15 protein-coding genes are annotated in these 14,334 nt (G+C 64.7%); 8 read left to right on the top strand and 7 right to left on the bottom strand.

What is annotated here, in order from left to right; translation table 11 throughout:
* The first annotated feature begins 63 nt into the window (after nt 1-63).
* From DOM56_RS05355 to DOM56_RS05345, 3 genes are read left to right on the top strand one after another with little or no spacing between them, the layout of a single operon-like run.
* Nucleotides 64-1,227 (top strand): porin, encoded by a 1,164-nt coding sequence (locus tag DOM56_RS05355; RefSeq protein ID WP_110707857.1) that lies wholly within the window; start codon nt 64-66, stop codon nt 1,225-1,227.
* Between the two features lie 10 nt (nt 1,228-1,237).
* Nucleotides 1,238-1,666 (top strand): hypothetical protein, encoded by a 429-nt coding sequence (locus tag DOM56_RS05350; RefSeq protein WP_110707856.1) that lies wholly within the window; start codon nt 1,238-1,240, stop codon nt 1,664-1,666.
* 4 nt (nt 1,667-1,670) lie between these two features.
* Nucleotides 1,671-3,266: a sensor domain-containing diguanylate cyclase gene (locus DOM56_RS05345; protein WP_110707855.1), complete on the top strand. Its 1,596-nt coding sequence runs from the start codon at nt 1,671-1,673 to the stop codon at nt 3,264-3,266.
* A 63-nt stretch (nt 3,267-3,329) separates the two neighbouring features.
* On the opposite strand, the gene DOM56_RS05340 is transcribed toward DOM56_RS05345, so the two are convergent.
* Complete coding sequence (locus DOM56_RS05340; RefSeq protein ID WP_110707854.1) at nt 3,330-3,950, bottom strand: flavin reductase family protein; 621 nt, start codon at nt 3,948-3,950, stop codon at nt 3,330-3,332.
* A gap of 111 nt (nt 3,951-4,061) precedes the next feature.
* Nucleotides 4,062-4,310 (bottom strand): GlsB/YeaQ/YmgE family stress response membrane protein, encoded by a 249-nt coding sequence (locus DOM56_RS05335; protein WP_110597918.1) that lies wholly within the window; start codon nt 4,308-4,310, stop codon nt 4,062-4,064.
* Between the two features lie 208 nt (nt 4,311-4,518).
* On the opposite strand from DOM56_RS05335, the gene DOM56_RS05330 reads away from it, so the two are divergent.
* On the top strand, nt 4,519-5,472 hold the full coding sequence (locus tag DOM56_RS05330) for a TIGR03571 family LLM class oxidoreductase (RefSeq protein WP_110707853.1): 954 nt from the start codon (nt 4,519-4,521) through the stop codon (nt 5,470-5,472).
* A gap of 94 nt (nt 5,473-5,566) precedes the next feature.
* On the opposite strand, the gene DOM56_RS05325 is transcribed toward DOM56_RS05330, so the two are convergent.
* Nucleotides 5,567-6,292, bottom strand: coding sequence for a dienelactone hydrolase family protein (locus DOM56_RS05325; protein WP_110707852.1), 726 nt, complete (start codon nt 6,290-6,292; stop codon nt 5,567-5,569).
* Nucleotides 6,293-6,502: 210 nt separating this feature from the next.
* Between DOM56_RS05325 and DOM56_RS05320 the strand changes: the two genes are divergently transcribed.
* Together DOM56_RS05320 and DOM56_RS05315 are read left to right on the top strand one after the other, a co-directional pair.
* Complete coding sequence (locus DOM56_RS05320; RefSeq protein ID WP_110707851.1) at nt 6,503-7,027, top strand: YgjV family protein; 525 nt, start codon at nt 6,503-6,505, stop codon at nt 7,025-7,027.
* 60 nt (nt 7,028-7,087) lie between these two features.
* Complete coding sequence (locus tag DOM56_RS05315) at nt 7,088-8,860, top strand: DUF748 domain-containing protein (RefSeq protein ID WP_110707850.1); 1,773 nt, start codon at nt 7,088-7,090, stop codon at nt 8,858-8,860.
* A gap of 72 nt (nt 8,861-8,932) precedes the next feature.
* Here the strand turns inward: DOM56_RS05315 and DOM56_RS05310 are convergent, their stop codons facing one another.
* Nucleotides 8,933-9,358, bottom strand: coding sequence for a helix-turn-helix domain-containing protein (locus DOM56_RS05310; protein ID WP_110707849.1), 426 nt, complete (start codon nt 9,356-9,358; stop codon nt 8,933-8,935).
* A gap of 99 nt (nt 9,359-9,457) precedes the next feature.
* On the opposite strand from DOM56_RS05310, the gene DOM56_RS05305 reads away from it, so the two are divergent.
* Nucleotides 9,458-10,579 carry an NADH:flavin oxidoreductase gene (locus DOM56_RS05305; RefSeq protein ID WP_110707848.1) on the top strand — a complete coding sequence of 374 codons (1,122 nt, stop codon included), beginning with the start codon at nt 9,458-9,460 and terminating at the stop codon, nt 10,577-10,579.
* Between the two features lie 135 nt (nt 10,580-10,714).
* Here DOM56_RS05305 and DOM56_RS05300 read toward each other — a convergent pair whose 3' ends face one another.
* The 3 genes from DOM56_RS05300 to DOM56_RS05290 form a co-directional block, all read right to left on the bottom strand.
* Entirely contained in the window at nt 10,715-11,404 is a 690-nt protein-coding gene (locus DOM56_RS05300; RefSeq protein ID WP_110707847.1) for a glutathione S-transferase family protein, read from the bottom strand.
* A 65-nt stretch (nt 11,405-11,469) separates the two neighbouring features.
* A complete protein-coding gene (locus DOM56_RS05295; protein WP_110707846.1) occupies nt 11,470-12,303 on the bottom strand; it encodes a citryl-CoA lyase in 834 nt (277 codons plus the stop codon).
* A gap of 14 nt (nt 12,304-12,317) precedes the next feature.
* Nucleotides 12,318-13,478: a CoA transferase gene (locus tag DOM56_RS05290; RefSeq protein WP_110707845.1), complete on the bottom strand. Its 1,161-nt coding sequence runs from the start codon at nt 13,476-13,478 to the stop codon at nt 12,318-12,320.
* Between the two features lie 131 nt (nt 13,479-13,609).
* Between DOM56_RS05290 and DOM56_RS05285 the strand changes: the two genes are divergently transcribed.
* Nucleotides 13,610-14,275: a helix-turn-helix domain-containing protein gene (locus DOM56_RS05285; RefSeq protein WP_198655687.1), complete on the top strand. Its 666-nt coding sequence runs from the start codon at nt 13,610-13,612 to the stop codon at nt 14,273-14,275.
* Nucleotides 14,276-14,334: the final 59 nt, after the last annotated feature.

The following is a 14,334-nucleotide window of genomic DNA, read 5'->3' as shown; positions in this document are numbered from 1 at the left end:
TTCCCGCGAACCTAATTTTTCTTTGCGGTGGCGACAGATCGAACGCGCCGCCGGAGATCCTGCATGAGACGATTACTTCCGGTCTGCCTGGGGCTGATGCTGTCGGTGACGAGCGTTGTCGCCGAGGCCCGGCCGCTGACGGACGATGGCCGACTGACCTTCAGCGGCTTCGGCACCCTGGGGCTGGTACACAGCAATCAGGGCGATGCTGGTTTCATTCGCGATATCAGCCAGCCCAAGGGCGCGGAAAAGGGCTGGAGCGCGCGAACCGATTCACTGCTAGGCGTTCAGGTCGGCTATCGCTTTACCGATGAGCTGGATGCGGTGGTGCAGGGCATCAGCCGTTATGGCCAGGACGGCAACTACCGACCCGAAGTGAGTTGGGCGTTCCTGCGTTACCGGCCGGACCCCAGCGTGCAGTTGCGCGTCGGGCGGCTGGGGTGGGACGTGTATCAACTCGCCGACTCGCGCTACGTCGGTTACGCCTACCCTTGGGCGCGGCCGCCGGTTGATCACTTCGGCATCCTGCAACTGACCTATATCGATGGCGGCGATGTCACCTTCAAGCAGCCGGTTGGCAGTGACCTGCTGCTGCTCAAGCTCTATGCCGGGCGCTCCAGCAGCAAGATCTACCTGGTCGACGACCTCTCCGCGGACTTCGATGTCGACAGCGTCTACGGTGGCCATGTCGACTACGAGACGGGGCCGTGGCGATTCCGGACCAGCTACACCGAAGTCCACTCCGATGTCGGCTTTTCGGGCAGCGTGGCCGATCAGATCGAGCAGATCCCGTTTCTCGATCTCGACGCGGATACCGTTCTTGGCGATATCTTTGGCTTCGACCGGATTCGGTTATTTTCCTTGGGAACGCTCTATGACCGCGGCCCGTTGCAGATTCAGGTGATGTGGAACCGCAGCCGGACCAGCCGCCACGAGGGGCAGATCGATTCGGGCTTCGTCTCGGTGGGGTATCGCATCGACCGGGTAACGCCTTATGTGGTGGCGTCCCGCGTCGAGACGTCGTCCACCAATCCCGATAACAGCGACATCGATCAGCGGACCTGGTCTCTGGGTGCACGTTACGACGTGACCACCAACATGGCACTGAAAGCGCAGTTCGATCGTATCGATACGCGGAGCCCGGGATTCCTGTGGCGCCAAGACGACAGTGACTGGAACGGGGGCTGGAGTTCTGTCTTCAGCCTCGGTCTGGACTTCATTTTCTAGGGGAATGTCCATGAACCGAGTCCAACGGCTTCTCATCGCCTCCACCTTCTCCGCCACCCTGGTCGTTGCCGTTCCCGTCAGCGCCGATATCGCGGTGGTGGTCAATGCCGGCAGTGGTATCGATCGGCTGACCCAGAGCGATGTGGTCAATATCTTCATGGGGCGCTACCGCAAGCTCCCCACCGGCAACGTCGCGCTCCCCGTGGATTCCACCACGCTCAAGTCGCGTTTCTACCGGGCGCTGGTCAACAAGGATCTGGCGGAGATCAACTCCTACTGGGCCAGGCTGGTGTTTTCCGGCGAGGCATCGCCGCCGCAGCAGATCGCCACCATCGACGACGTGCACCAGTTGGTGATCCAGAACATGAATGCCTTGAGCTACGTCGATGGCGCCCAGGTACCCGGCGACATGCACGTCGTGCTGATGTTGAGCGAGTGATTGCATGTCTCGCCTGTTATTGCTGCTGCACACCCGGCTGGCGCTGCGTACGACCGCGATCATCCTGCTGATCGTCACGCTGTTGGGCGTCGTGTTCCTTGCCCTGGCCGTCTACCTGCGGGCCGAGAGCGTTCAGCGGGAGCAGCAGTCACGGGTTCAGGAACTGCTGACGACGGTGGAGCGAACCGCGCAGATCGGCTGCTTTCTGGGGGACCGGCATCTCGCGCAGGAGGTGACGGATGGCCTGCTCAGCAACAATATCGTGAGCGCCGTGAGTATCGAGGCCAGCGACGGTACGACGCTCGCCAGCGGTCGCGCCGGTCCGGAAGGGGAGCCGGCGGACAGTGTCGTCCGGGACGTCTCCTCACCGTTCGAATCGGGAACGTCGGTCTGCCGGATCACGGTGGCGCCTGACCAGGCCTTCATCGACAAGCTCGTGTCGCAGGCGTCGACTTTCATTGGCGGGGCCTTGCTGCTGCAGTTGGTTGGCATCGGGCTCTGCGTCGTGCTGGTGGTGGTGCGATTCGTCACCCGGCCGATCACCGGTCTTTCGCATCGGCTGAGCGAGCTGGAGGCGGAGACCGGACAGCAGCTGCAGGCGCCGCGCGGCAACAGGGACGATGAGATCGGCCAACTCGTCATCAGTGTCAACGCCATGATCGACAATCTGGTCCAGAGTCTGGGCGAGGAGCGTCGGCTACGGCTCGAACGCGAGGTCGAGGAGCGCCGCTATCGGGCGATCTTCGACAACGTGGAAGCGGGGATCTTCGAGCTCGACAGCGCCGGCTTCGTCCGCTCGGCCAACCCCGCTTTCCGGCGGCTGTTCGACATGTCGACCGGCACCGACCTGGAACGTCACCCGGTCGCTTTTGCCGCGCTGGTCGGCGATGGAGACGGTGCCACGCAAGCTTTCGCGGTCGACGACGAGGCCGGCGGCTACGAGCGCCAGTGGGAAGTGGCGCTGGACAGCGGCGAGCGGCAGCGCTGGGTCAGCCTGATCCTGAGCCCGCTCGAGACGGGGCGGCTGCAAGGGGTGGCGCACGACGTCACCGAGCGCAAGAAAGCCGCGGATGCCGCCGAGAAAATGGCGATGACCGACCCCTTGACCGGCTTGGGCAACCGTCGTGGCTTCGACCACCGCCTGGCGGTGATGGCGCGTCACCATCGGCTGTATCCGGAGCGCTGCCATGCGCTGATCACGCTGGATTTCGATCATTTCAAGCAGATCAACGATAGCTACGGTCACCAGGCCGGCGATCGCGCACTGTGCCATGTCGGCGGCATTCTGGCCGGGCTGATGCGTCAACGCGACTACGTCGCCCGCCTGGGAGGCGACGAGTTCGTCGTGCTGCTGGAAGGGTGCGACCAGCGCAGTGACGTCGAGGTGGTGCTGGAGCGCTTTCTCGACCGCCTCCGGAAACCGTTCGAGGTGGAGGGCGATATCGAGATCGTGATCGGGGTCAGTATCGGTATCGCCATGGTGGGGCTGGATACCGAGGATGCCGAGCAGGCGGTCCGGTTCTCCGACATCGCGATGTATGCCGCCAAGCGTGCCGGTCGCAACACCTGGCGGTTCTACGAGCCCGTCACCCAGTCCTGATTCATTCCTGGGCCAGAATCACCAACTGCCGGGATTCACGACGTTTCCCTTGGCCTCTGCCCGTCAGCTCGGCCGGTACATCTTGAAGTTCTGGCCCTGGCTGATCTCGAAGTAGTCCGCCGGGCCGCCGCCACGCAGGATCGGCCGGGCGGCGGCGGTTTGATAGACGCCGTCTTCGAGTAGTGTCGGATCGATATGCACGCCGACCACCTCACCCAAAACCATCCAGGTTTCCAGCTTGTCGCCAGCGGCGGACTGGAGCTGCAGCGTCTGGGTCAGGCGGCACTCGAACACGACCTGGGCTTCCTTCACATGGGGTACGCTCACCACGCGCGACTCGGCCGGCGTCAGCCCGGCGAGTTCGAATTCATCTACCTCGGGTGCTACCGCCGCGCAGCTGGCGTTCATTGGCTCCGCCAGCGCCCGGGTCGCCAGCTGCCAGCAGAACTCGCCGGTCGCTTCGATATTGCGCACGCTGTCCTTGTAACCGACGCTGGCGAAGCCGACGATCGGCGGCGTGTAGTTGAAGCCGTTGAAGAAGCTGTACGGCGCGAGGTTCAGGTGGCCCGCGGCGCTGCGGGAGGAGATCCAGCCGATGGGACGGGGACCGACGATGGCGTTGAACGGATCGTGGGGCAGGCCATGGCCACGGCTGGGTTCGTAGAAGTGAGCATCGGTAGGCATCGGACGTCTTTTACTGAGGGTAGGCTGTCATTGAGGGGTGAGTCTGGGCAAACGACGGTCGGCGGCGACGAACGCCACCGACCGGACTTCGGTTTCACGAGCGCAGGTCGGTCACTTGCGCACGATACGATAGATGCCGAGCAGCACGATCGCGCCGATCACGGCGATCACGAAACTGCCGAAGTTGAAACCGGAAACGTCACCGAAACCGAGTGCGGTGCCGATCCAGCCGCCGACGACCGCACCCAGGATCCCGAGGATGATGGTAACGATGAAGCCACCCGGATCCTTGCCCGGCATGATCAGTTTGGCAATGGCCCCGGCGATCAGGCCGAAGATGATCCACGCAATAATTCCCATGGCGTCTATCCCTGTTGATTCATGGTAAGTCTTTCATGCCAGCGGCATGCCATCCTGACATGCCTTCTCGGAACCTAGTCGTAGATCGGCGAAACGACAAGCGAGATCGTGGCTATCATCATGTCCTGCGCTCGGTTTTCGGGCGTCATGGTGCAGAGGTCGCACTGGCGGGAGGCATCTCCAAGTGCCAATCGACGGGGAGGGAGTCATGTCTGCAGGCGGAGTCGGACAGGCGAGCGTTCGGCGGGTGTGGGAGCCGGACCGGTTGTCGATCGGATTGACGCTGCCGTTGATGCCGCGCGGCCAGGCAGTGGTCGACGTCGTCGAACAGCGGCGTCTGGCCACACTCGCCGACGATGCCGGGTTTCACGCGCTGTGGATTCGAGACGTGCCGCTCAACAGTCGCGACTATCCCGATCCGGTCGGCCATCTGGACCCGTGGAGCTGGCTGGGTGCGTTGGCGGTGGAAACGAGTCGGGTCGCGCTGATCAGTGGCGCCATCGTGCTCACGCTGCGGCATCCCCTGCATATCGCCAAGGCGGCCGCATCGGTCGCCACACTCTCGGGAGGTCGCTTCATCCTGGGGTTGGGATCCGGCGACCGGCCGCCCGAGTTTGCCGCCTTCGGCGAGGACGTCGGCGAGCGGCGGCGACTGTTCGCGGATCACTGGCAAGTCGTGGCGAAAGCGCTGGGCTCGCCGCAGCAAGTCATCCCCGACCGCCGCGAGGCAGGTTCTCCCGAATTCCAGCTGCGGCCGCAGCCACCGGAGCCCGTGCCACTACTGGCGGTCGGTTCGGGCGGCCAGAGCGTCAACTGGATCGCCCGTCACGCGATTGGCTGGATGACCTATCATCGTGAACCGGCCCAGCAGCTCGATCGCTACCGGATGTGGCGTGCGGCGGTAGAGCGGAGCGTGCCTGGCGAGTTCCGCGGATTCGGCGAGGCGATGCGTCTCGAGCTCGACGCCGATCCGGGCGCGCCGGCGACGCCGATCGAGCTGGGCTACCGTGCCGGCCGTGACGCCCTCGTCGAGGTGCTGGACGCGCTCAGAGAGATGGGCGTTCACCACGTGGCGCTGAATCTAGGTCTCGAGGAGCGGCCGGCCGACGCCATCATCGAGGAATTGGCCGCTCACGTGCTGCCGCATTTTCATCGGCCCTGATGCATCGGCCCTGATGCATCGGCCCTGAGACATCGGCCTTGGCTCATCAGCCCCCGACCGTTAAAGCGTCACGCCGGAACGCCCGGGTGCGGCCCTATTCGGTGTGGCTGGCCAGGAACGTCAGCGTGCGGCCATGGGCCAGCGCGGACGCATGCTGGTTGTAGCTGGCCCGCGACCAGCAGTTGAAGCCGTGTTCCGCACCGCCGTAGAGGTGGACTTCGATATCCGTGTTGCCGGCAAAGGCCTGGCGGGTCTGTTCGACGTGTTCCAGCGGGATATGGTCATCCTCGGCGCCGAAGTGGAACTGGGCCGGGACCTTGAGCTCGTCGGCACGCGGCAGGTATTCGGTCACTCCGCCGGCGTAGTAGCAGATCGCCGCATCGACGCCGGCATCCAGGCCGCAGAGGTAGGAGAGCACGCCGCCCATGCAGTAGCCGACCGAGGCGATCGGGCCGTCGCAGGTGGGGCTTGCGCGCAGCGCCTTGACCGCGGCGCGGAGATCGCTGATCGCCGTGGGATAGTCCAGCGCCTGCTTGTGGGCTACCGCCGCTTTCCAGTCGTCACCGTCGTAGCCGAGTTCCACGCCCGGCTCGTCGCGCCAGAACATGTCCGGTGCGATCACGGTATAGCCATCCATGGCGTACTGCTCGGCGACGCCGCGAATATGGCCATTGACGCCGAAGATCTCCTGGATCAACAGGATCCCGGGGCCCTTGCCCTTGTGTGGAAGGGCCTGGTACGCCTTGAAGGTCTTGCCGTCTTCGGCGGTGATCTCGATCCATTCGGTCTTGATGTTCGTCTGGGAATCGCTCTGAGACATGGGGTTCTCCTGATGGGCGGTTGGCTGAACTTGAGATGAATGGTGAAGCCCGAAGGAGGAAGTTTAGCAGGGCAACGACACTTTGCCGCGCGAACCCGACTCGTGACATGACGAAGCGGAGATGCCGAACGTCTCGGCGTGAAACGTGCAGCCATTGCGCCTACGCTAGGCGCTCCGCCCTTCATCCCGAACCTAGTCGTCAGGAGTCGCATGGACGCACACAGCCCGACCTGGATCGCCGCTCAAATCGGCGGGTTCGTCGCCCTTGGCTTCATCATCGCGGCATTTGCCAGCCGCCAGGACGATCGGCTGCTGCTCTATCTCATTTTCGCCAACGTCGCCTTCGCCGTGCATTTTCTGCTGTTCGGAGAGGCGGTCGCGGCCGGCATGTCGGTCCTGGTCGTCGTCAGGATCTGGCTGGCGCGGCGGTTTCCGCGACGCCAGCCGCTCATGTGGCTGGTGCTGATCGCGACGGGGGCCGTGGCCGTGGCGACCTGGCAATCCTGGTACGACATCTTCCCGCTGCTTGCCGCCGTCTTCGGCACCCTGGCGATGTTTCTGCTGCGCGGCCTGCCGATGCGGGTACTGCTGGCGGGTGTGGCGCTGTGCTGGCTCGCCAACGCGCTGATCATCGGTTCGATCGGTGGCTTCATCGCCGAGTTGCTGGCGCTGGGTACCAACCTTGTCACCATGTGGCGAATCCACCGCGCCAAGCGTCGATGCGAGTCAGGCTGACTACGAGGTGCGAGACCCGCTTTTCAGAAACCGTCCGTCTCAACACAAGGGAGTGCATCCATGTTCAACTCGACTCGGGGCCTGAAGGCGGGGGTGTTCTGTCTAGTCGTCGTACTGGCATTCACGGTCTGTGTCGTCGGGCCCTGGGCGCTGACGAAGTGGGCGGAAAGTCGCTTCACCCGATCGCTGGGGGAGCCCGTCCGGATCGAACGCGTTAGTTTCAACCCGTTTACTGCGACCGCGGCATTCTCGACGCTGCGAATCGGCGATTCCGACACCCCGATGATCTCGGTCGACTCGGGCGAGGTCGTGTTCTCGTGGTCGACGCTCTGGCACGCCGGCATTCATATCTCGGCGGTGCGCCTCGATTCCCCCCGTCTCCACCTGATTTCACCCCCATCCGGGCCGCTCAATCTGGCAACGCTGGGCAGCCGTTCGTCGTCGAGCGATACCGCGTCCCATGACGGGGCATCGCTCACCATCGACCGCATCGAGGCGAGCCACGGCCGGATCGACTGGCAGGATCGTCGGGTTTCGGGAGAGCCGTCGCTGGCTGCCACGGAGGTGAGCGTCACGCTGAACGGTTATCAGCGTTCCGGCGATTCGCCAATGCAGGGCCAAGCCTCCGGCAAGCTCGGCGGTGGTCAGGTCGACCTCGAAGGGCGCTTCGGGATCATGCCGTTGACCGGCGACTTGGCGGTGACGGCGCAACGGCTGGCCGCTTCCACCATCGACCCCTGGTTGACGGCAGCGATGCCGGCGCGGATCGACGAGGGTCGCGTCGACCTCGATGGGCAGCTCCGTTTCGGCGCAGCCGCGAGCGCCTCGGTCGCCTACCGGGGGCAGGTGACGCTCGAGGGGCTCTCCACGGTTGGCCAGCAGGACCAGCCGTTATTCTCGCTGGATCGCGGCGTCTTCGAGGGTGTCGATTACGCCACCGGCGATCATCTCGTAGTCGACTCGTCGCATCTCGCCGCCCCGACACTGACAGCGCTGATCGGCGATGACGGACGTTTCAATCTCGCAGCGTCCTTTGCCGGCGGGCAAGACAGTCATTCGACGGCCAACCCCAACGACGACGAGCGAGAGTCGGGAACCCACGCTTCGCAACGTGAGGGCGGCGATGCTGGCGCCGCCCCCCGAGGCGACGATTCTTCCAATCAAGGCGAGAGCGGGGGCGGAGAGAAGGCCCAGGCCAAGGGGCCGGCCGTCGCCCTGCATCGTCTCGAGGTCGAGGGAGGGACGTTCGATTTCGAAGATCGGCGCATGTCGCCGACCGTTTCGCTCGATGTCGGCGAGTTGAACGGCCAGCTCACTCGGTTCGATACCCGCAGCGACGAGCCGGCGCACTATCGCTTCGATGGCAGGGAGAGTGACGGTACGCCGGTGGTGATCGAAGGGAGCGCCAGCCTCGGCGATGCACCCAGCGGTCGCATGCGCCTGACCACTCAACACCTGGCACTTTCGCTGTTCGCGCCCTATATCCAGCGCTTCGCCGGCTATCGCATCGAACAGGGCACCGCGGACCTCGAGCTCAACTACCGTCTGCAAGGCGGTACCTTGACCGCGCAGAATCACATCATTCTCAAGCAGCTGGACCTGGGCAAGGAGATCGACGAAGACGCGACCTCGCTGCCGCTGAAGAATTTGATCGGGCTGCTGCAGGCCGAGACGGGAGTGATCAACCTGGACATTCCCATCGAGACGACCATCGACGGGAACACCCAGGTGGATATGAGCAAGGTGGTGTGGCAGGCGCTGACCGAGTCGCTCAGCAACATCGTCACTTCGCCGATCGATTCCCTGCAGGCGCTGATAGGGAGTGACGGTTGAATCGGTGATAAGCACCGACCGACGATCGTCACTCGAAGACGTCGTCGCTGGAGGGGTCCCTAGCAGCGTCTATCAGCGGCGAGCGCCGAGAACCCGCCGGTCACCAACGTCTTCGGGTTCACTCTCCAGCGCCTGCTGGCGCGCGTCGTAATCCCTTCGGGCCGTTTCGACCTGGTGATGGTATTGCAGCGTCCATTGATGCAGCGCCTGGAAAGGCGCCTTGAGCGTTCGGCCGAGCGGTGTGATCCGGTACTCCACGGCCACCGGCGCCGACGCGATCACGCGGCGTTCGACGATACCATTGCGTTCCAATCGACGCAGTGTATGGCTCAGTGCCTTCTGGGTGATGCCTTCCAACCGGCGCTTGAGCGCGTTGAAGCGCAGCGGTTCGTGGCACAGTGCGGCCAGCACCAGCACCGACCACTTGTCCGCGATCTGATCGAGAATCACGCGGCTGGGGCAATTGGCCGCGGCTGTCGGGCACGATGAGTCGAGCATGTGGTTTCCTCGAGGATACCTGGTGAGTTGAAAGTGGCCGATGGGTATCAGGTATAAATCCTATACCACGATTCCCAACTCATCACCTGGAGCATTGTCATGGCCTCATCCAATGTCGACGCGCTGTTTCGGCCCTTTCAGTTGAAGTCGCTATCGCTCAAGAACCGCATCGTCATGGCGCCGATGACGCGGTCGTTTTCGCCGTCGGGCGTGCCCGGAGACAACGTGGCCGCTTACTATCGTCGGCGGGCCGAGCAAGAGGTCGGCCTGATCCTGTCCGAGGGCACCACCATCGATCGGCCGGCGGCGCGCAATGAACCGAACATCCCGTTCTTTCATGGCGAAGCGGCGCTGGCTGGCTGGCAACATGTCATCGATGGCGTGCATGAAGCGGGTGGCCGCATGGGGCCTCAGATCTGGCACGTGGGCTCGGTCGCCAGTTTTCTCACGGACTGGGTGCAGGACGTCCCTGTCGAGAGCCCGTCCGGCCTGGTCGCGCCCGGTCAGCCGCGCGGCGAAGCCATGAGTGAAGAGGCTATCGCCGATACGCTGGACGCCTATGCCCGCGCTGCGGCCGACGCCAAGCGGCTCGGTTTCGACACGGTCGAAATTCACGCGGCCCATGGCTATCTGATCGATCAGTTCTTCTGGGCGGCCACCAATCAGCGCAGCGATCGCTACGGCGGCACCACGCTCAAGGAGCGTTCTCGCTTCGCCGCGGAAGTCGTCAAGAGCGTGCGCGAAGCCGTCGGCCCCGATCTGCCGATCATCCTGCGCGTCAGCCAATGGAAACAGCAGGACTTCGACGTACGTCTGGCCAACACGCCGAATGAGATGACCGACTGGCTGGCCCCGCTCGTGGAGGCCGGCGCAGATATCCTGCACTGCTCGCAGCGGCGGTTCTGGGAGCCGGAATATCCGGAACTCGATGGGCCCGAAGGCCTGAATTTTGCCGGCTGGGCCAAGAAGCTCACGGGTGCCCCCACGATCAGCGTCGGCTCGGTCGGTTTGTCCGGCGACTTCATGGGGGCCTTCAGCGGAGAAAGTTCCACCCCGGCCAGCCTGGAAAAGCTCGTGGACCGGATGGAACGCGACGAGTTCGATCTGATCGCCGTCGGGCGCGCCTTGCTGAGCGATCCGGCGTGGGTGAAGAAAGTGCATGCCCGCGATGAGACATCGCTGACCGACTTCACCAAGGAAGCGTTGGCCGAGCTGTACTGACCCGCATTTGATCTCCGCAGCGGGTTCGGCCTGTCGCAGGGTGGTCCAGCAGCCGGTCGGCGCGGGAGATCGTGGCGGTGCAATCCGACCCCGAAAGCTCTCGAGCTAACGGGGTCTTCCTTCGAAGGAGCGGCTTCAGGCTGGTTGGCGCCGATCCGTGATGACACGCCGGCCACGAATGCAGTCGGCTTCGTGTGGCCCGTCGATCCACGGCTCGGCGATGCCCTGTTCGATCCATTCGGTCACCGCCGGATGCGCGAGCAGGCGCTCGGTGTAGGCCATGGCCGCAGTGCCGAGTTCGATGCCGTAACCGCGGATGCGCACCGCGACCGGGGCGAACATGGCGTCCACGGCAGTGAACGCGTCGCCGGCGAGCCATGGGCCGCCGAAGGTATCCAGTCCTTCCTGCCACAGCGCGTCGAGCCGAGCCAGATCCTTCTCCAGCGCCGCGCTCGGCGCGCCCAGGTCGATGCTCAGCGAGCAGTTCATCGAACACTCGTCGCGCAGGGCGGCAAAACCGGCATGCATCTCGGCGCTGGCGCAGCGGGCCCAGGCCCGGGCAGCGCTGGCGGCCGGCCACACGCTCGGGTGAGCCTCGGCCAGGTACTCCACGATCGCCAGCGACTCCCACACCACCACTGCTTCGTCGTGAAGGCAGGGGACCTTGGCGGTGGGCGAGAACGTCGCGAAGGCGCTCTGCTGGCCGTCACCTTCGAACGGGGTCATGACCTCCTCGAAGGGCAGGTCCAGCGCCCGCAGCAGCACCCAGGGCCGCATCGACCAGGATGAGTAGTTCTTGTTGGCGATAAAGAGCCGATACGTCATATCCACCTCCGGGACTGTGTCGCTATGAGTATGCGACGCCATCCCCGGTGGCGGAAGGGGCTGCCTCAGGCGCGGGCCGGCACCGGGCGCGCTGCGGGGCCACCGTAGGGCCATAGCCAGCCCTTGGGCAGCGGACCCTTGTTGCGACCGCCCTGGCACTGCTGCTCCCAGGCGTGGGCGAGGATGCCCACCGAGCGGGAGAGACAGAACAAGCCGCGGGCCAGCGGGGCCGGGAAGCCCAGCTCGGCGTAGATGACGGCGGTGGCGCCGTCGATGTTGAGCGGAATCGGCTTGCCCTTCATGGCGATGAGCTGGCGCTCGACCTCTCGGGCAATGGCGACGAAACTGCCGTCCACCTCGCCGCGTTCGGCGGCTTCCTCGACCAGTTGCAGCAGTCGTGGCCCGCGGGGGTCGACCGGATGAAAGCGGTGGCCGAAGCCGGGGATGATCCGGGTACGCTCGCGCTGCCAGGTGGCGATGCCTTCCTCAACCGCGATCTCCAGCGGGTGCCCGCCGATCTGGTACTCGAGGATCGACTGGTAGAGTTCGACGGCCTGCTCGCCGGCGCCACCGTGGACGTCATCGAGCACGTTGACCGCGGAGGCCATGGCGTTGTTGAGACTGCTGCCGCAGGTCATCGCCATCCGGGCGATGGCGATGCTGGGTGCCTGCGGACCGTGGTCGACGGCGCTCATCAGCGCCGTTTCCAGCAGCGCGGCCTGGGCGCGGCTGGGTAGCTCGCCACGAGTCATCAGCCATACCATGTCGGCAAAGCCGACGTTGCCGATCAGCTCCTCGATGGGATAGCCGCGATAGCGGATCTCGCCGGGACGCATGTCGATGATGTCGGTCTTCCACCACTGCTGGGCCTGATACTCCGGGGTCTGGCTATCGGTCATGGGATGTCTCCGGTTCATTCGTCGTTGGCGGCGTGGGTGGGCAGCAAGAAGTCGTTGTCCTGGCCGAGCCGGGGCGGTGGCGAGGCGACGCGAGGCGCCTGGCCGTCGAAACGGTAACCGCCGCTGACCACCTCCAGCGGCCGCCCGAGGGTGCTGGTGTCGAAGCGCTCGATCAGCCCACGATCACGCACCTGGGGATGCGCCAGGGCTTCGGCAACGCTGTAGACCGGGCCGGCGGGCACGCCGGCCTCGACCAGCCGTGGCCACCAGTACTCGGTCGTCTGCCGTTTCAGTACCGCCTCGAGGCAGTCGCTCAATGCCCGCCGATGCTCCAGGCGCGCCTGGCGCTGGGCGAAGCGCGAGTCGGTGAGCCATTCGGGGTGTTCGAGCAGGTGGCAGATCGCTTCGAACTGCTCCTGCTTGTTGGCGGCGATATTGATCAGCCCGTCGGCGGTGGCAAAGGTGCCGGAGGGGCTGGCGGTGACGTTGTCGTTGCCCAGCGGATGCGGTGGCTTGCCGGCGATCAGCAGGTTGGAGACCGCCCATCCCATGGTGGCCAGCACCGATTCGAGCATCGATATATCGATGAAATGCGCCTTGCGCGGTCGTTCGGCGAGGGCGGCATTGATCGCCATCGCTGCGGTCAGACCGCCGACCGTATCGGCCAGCGGATAGCCGACCCGATAGGGCGCGTTGTCCGGCGCGCCGGTAATGCTCATCACCCCGGCCATGCCCTGGATGATCTGGTCGTAGGCCGGATAGTTGGCCAGCGGCCCATCCTGGCCGAAGCCGGAGATCGCACAGTAGACCAGCTCGGGGTTGGCCTCGCGCAACGTCTCGAAGCCGAGCCCGAGCCGCTGCATGACGCCGGGGCGAAAGTTCTCGACCACCACGTCTGCCGTCGCCACCAGCGCCAGGAAGGCGTCCCGATCGTCCGGTCGTTTGAAGTCGAGTGTCACCGAACGCTTGCCGGCGTTCTGGGCCAGGAACGAGACCCCCATCAGCTCCCGATTGAGCGCGGGATCGGCGCCCAACTGACGCGCCAGGTCACCACCCTGGGGCCGCTCGACCTTGATCACTTCGGCGCCGAGATGCGCCAACTGGTGACAGCAGAACGGCCCGGCCAGCACATTGGTCAGATCGAGCACCCGATAACCGGTCAGTGGTGATGACATTGTTTCTCCTGGTGAAACGATTTCTTTTAGGGAGAATATGATTCGCTTGGATGAGTTGCAATACCGTTTTGTCTGTCGCAACATTCGCCATTAGTTCAAGTCCTGCTGACCCCGATCGAAAGGAGCGTTCCATGGCCCAGCGACGTGTCGAAGCCGTCGAGCGAGCGCTGACGCTGCTCGAAGCTTTCTCCCAGGAGCGGCGAGAGTTCTCCCTGACCGAACTCGCCAACGCCTCGGGGTTCTACAAGAGCACCATCCTGCGGCTGATGGCTTCGCTGGAGCATTTCGGCTATGTCACCCGCGACGAACGCGGCATCTACCGGGTCGGCCCGGCGGTCTCGCGCCTGGCCCCGCTGGCGGGTGACGGGCCGCAGCTCGAGAATCTGGTGCGACCGATACTCGAGTCGCTGCGCGATGCCAGCGAGGAGACGGCGTCGTTCTATGTCCGCGATGGCGATCACCGGATCTGTCGGTTGCGCGAGAACGGCCGGCTGGAGGTCAGGCACCACCTGGAAGAGGGCGTGAGGTTGCCGCTGGGACGCGGTGCCGCCGGGCGGGTGCTCAATTACGAAACCCCTCGCGGTCAGGTGGCGGTGTCGAGCGGAGAGCGCCAGGCCGGGTTGTCGGCGGCGGCCATCGGTATCTATAACGGCGAGGGAGAGCTGATGGGCGCGCTGGCACTGTCGGGCCCCAGCGAACGCTTCAACCTGGCGTCAAAGGATCGCCATGTCCCCCTGCTGTCCCAGTACGCGCCGCGTCTCGAACGCCAGTGGCCGCGTGCATTGCGGGCTTCCTGAGAGACTGGGGGCTGGGGCCGTCCGCGCCCGCGAGTGAGCACCATGGGTTCGGATGGCTC

Origin of the sequence: Salinicola sp. CR57 (genome assembly GCF_003206585.1) — a bacterium.
Taxonomy (GTDB): domain Bacteria; phylum Pseudomonadota; class Gammaproteobacteria; order Pseudomonadales; family Halomonadaceae; genus Salinicola; species Salinicola lusitanus.
Note: the sequence above shows the minus strand (reverse complement) of the source record. Positions and strands in the feature narration are given on the sequence as shown.

Bases quoted from the DNA above. Each gene is read 5' to 3' on its own strand.
- DOM56_RS05315 (WP_110707850.1), top strand. From the start codon at position 7,088: ATGTTCAACTCGACTCGGGGCCTGAAGGCGGGGGTGTTCTGTCTAGTC.
- DOM56_RS05305 (WP_110707848.1), top strand. From the start codon at position 9,458: ATGGCCTCATCCAATGTCGACGCGCTGTTTCGGCCCTTTCAGTTGAAG.
- DOM56_RS05345 (WP_110707855.1), top strand. From the start codon at position 1,671: ATGTCTCGCCTGTTATTGCTGCTGCACACCCGGCTGGCGCTGCGTACG.
- DOM56_RS05295 (WP_110707846.1), bottom strand. From the start codon at position 12,303: ATGACCGATAGCCAGACCCCGGAGTATCAGGCCCAGCAGTGGTGGAAG.
- DOM56_RS05310 (WP_110707849.1), bottom strand. From the start codon at position 9,358: ATGCTCGACTCATCGTGCCCGACAGCCGCGGCCAATTGCCCCAGCCGC.
- DOM56_RS05300 (WP_110707847.1), bottom strand. From the start codon at position 11,404: ATGACGTATCGGCTCTTTATCGCCAACAAGAACTACTCATCCTGGTCG.
- DOM56_RS05290 (WP_110707845.1), bottom strand. From the start codon at position 13,478: ATGTCATCACCACTGACCGGTTATCGGGTGCTCGATCTGACCAATGTG.
- DOM56_RS05320 (WP_110707851.1), top strand. From the start codon at position 6,503: ATGGACGCACACAGCCCGACCTGGATCGCCGCTCAAATCGGCGGGTTC.
- DOM56_RS05335 (WP_110597918.1), bottom strand. From the start codon at position 4,310: ATGGGAATTATTGCGTGGATCATCTTCGGCCTGATCGCCGGGGCCATT.
- DOM56_RS05325 (WP_110707852.1), bottom strand. From the start codon at position 6,292: ATGTCTCAGAGCGATTCCCAGACGAACATCAAGACCGAATGGATCGAG.
- DOM56_RS05330 (WP_110707853.1), top strand. From the start codon at position 4,519: ATGTCTGCAGGCGGAGTCGGACAGGCGAGCGTTCGGCGGGTGTGGGAG.
- DOM56_RS05350 (WP_110707856.1), top strand. From the start codon at position 1,238: ATGAACCGAGTCCAACGGCTTCTCATCGCCTCCACCTTCTCCGCCACC.
- DOM56_RS05285 (WP_198655687.1), top strand. From the start codon at position 13,610: ATGGCCCAGCGACGTGTCGAAGCCGTCGAGCGAGCGCTGACGCTGCTC.
- DOM56_RS05355 (WP_110707857.1), top strand. From the start codon at position 64: ATGAGACGATTACTTCCGGTCTGCCTGGGGCTGATGCTGTCGGTGACG.
- DOM56_RS05340 (WP_110707854.1), bottom strand. From the start codon at position 3,950: ATGCCTACCGATGCTCACTTCTACGAACCCAGCCGTGGCCATGGCCTG.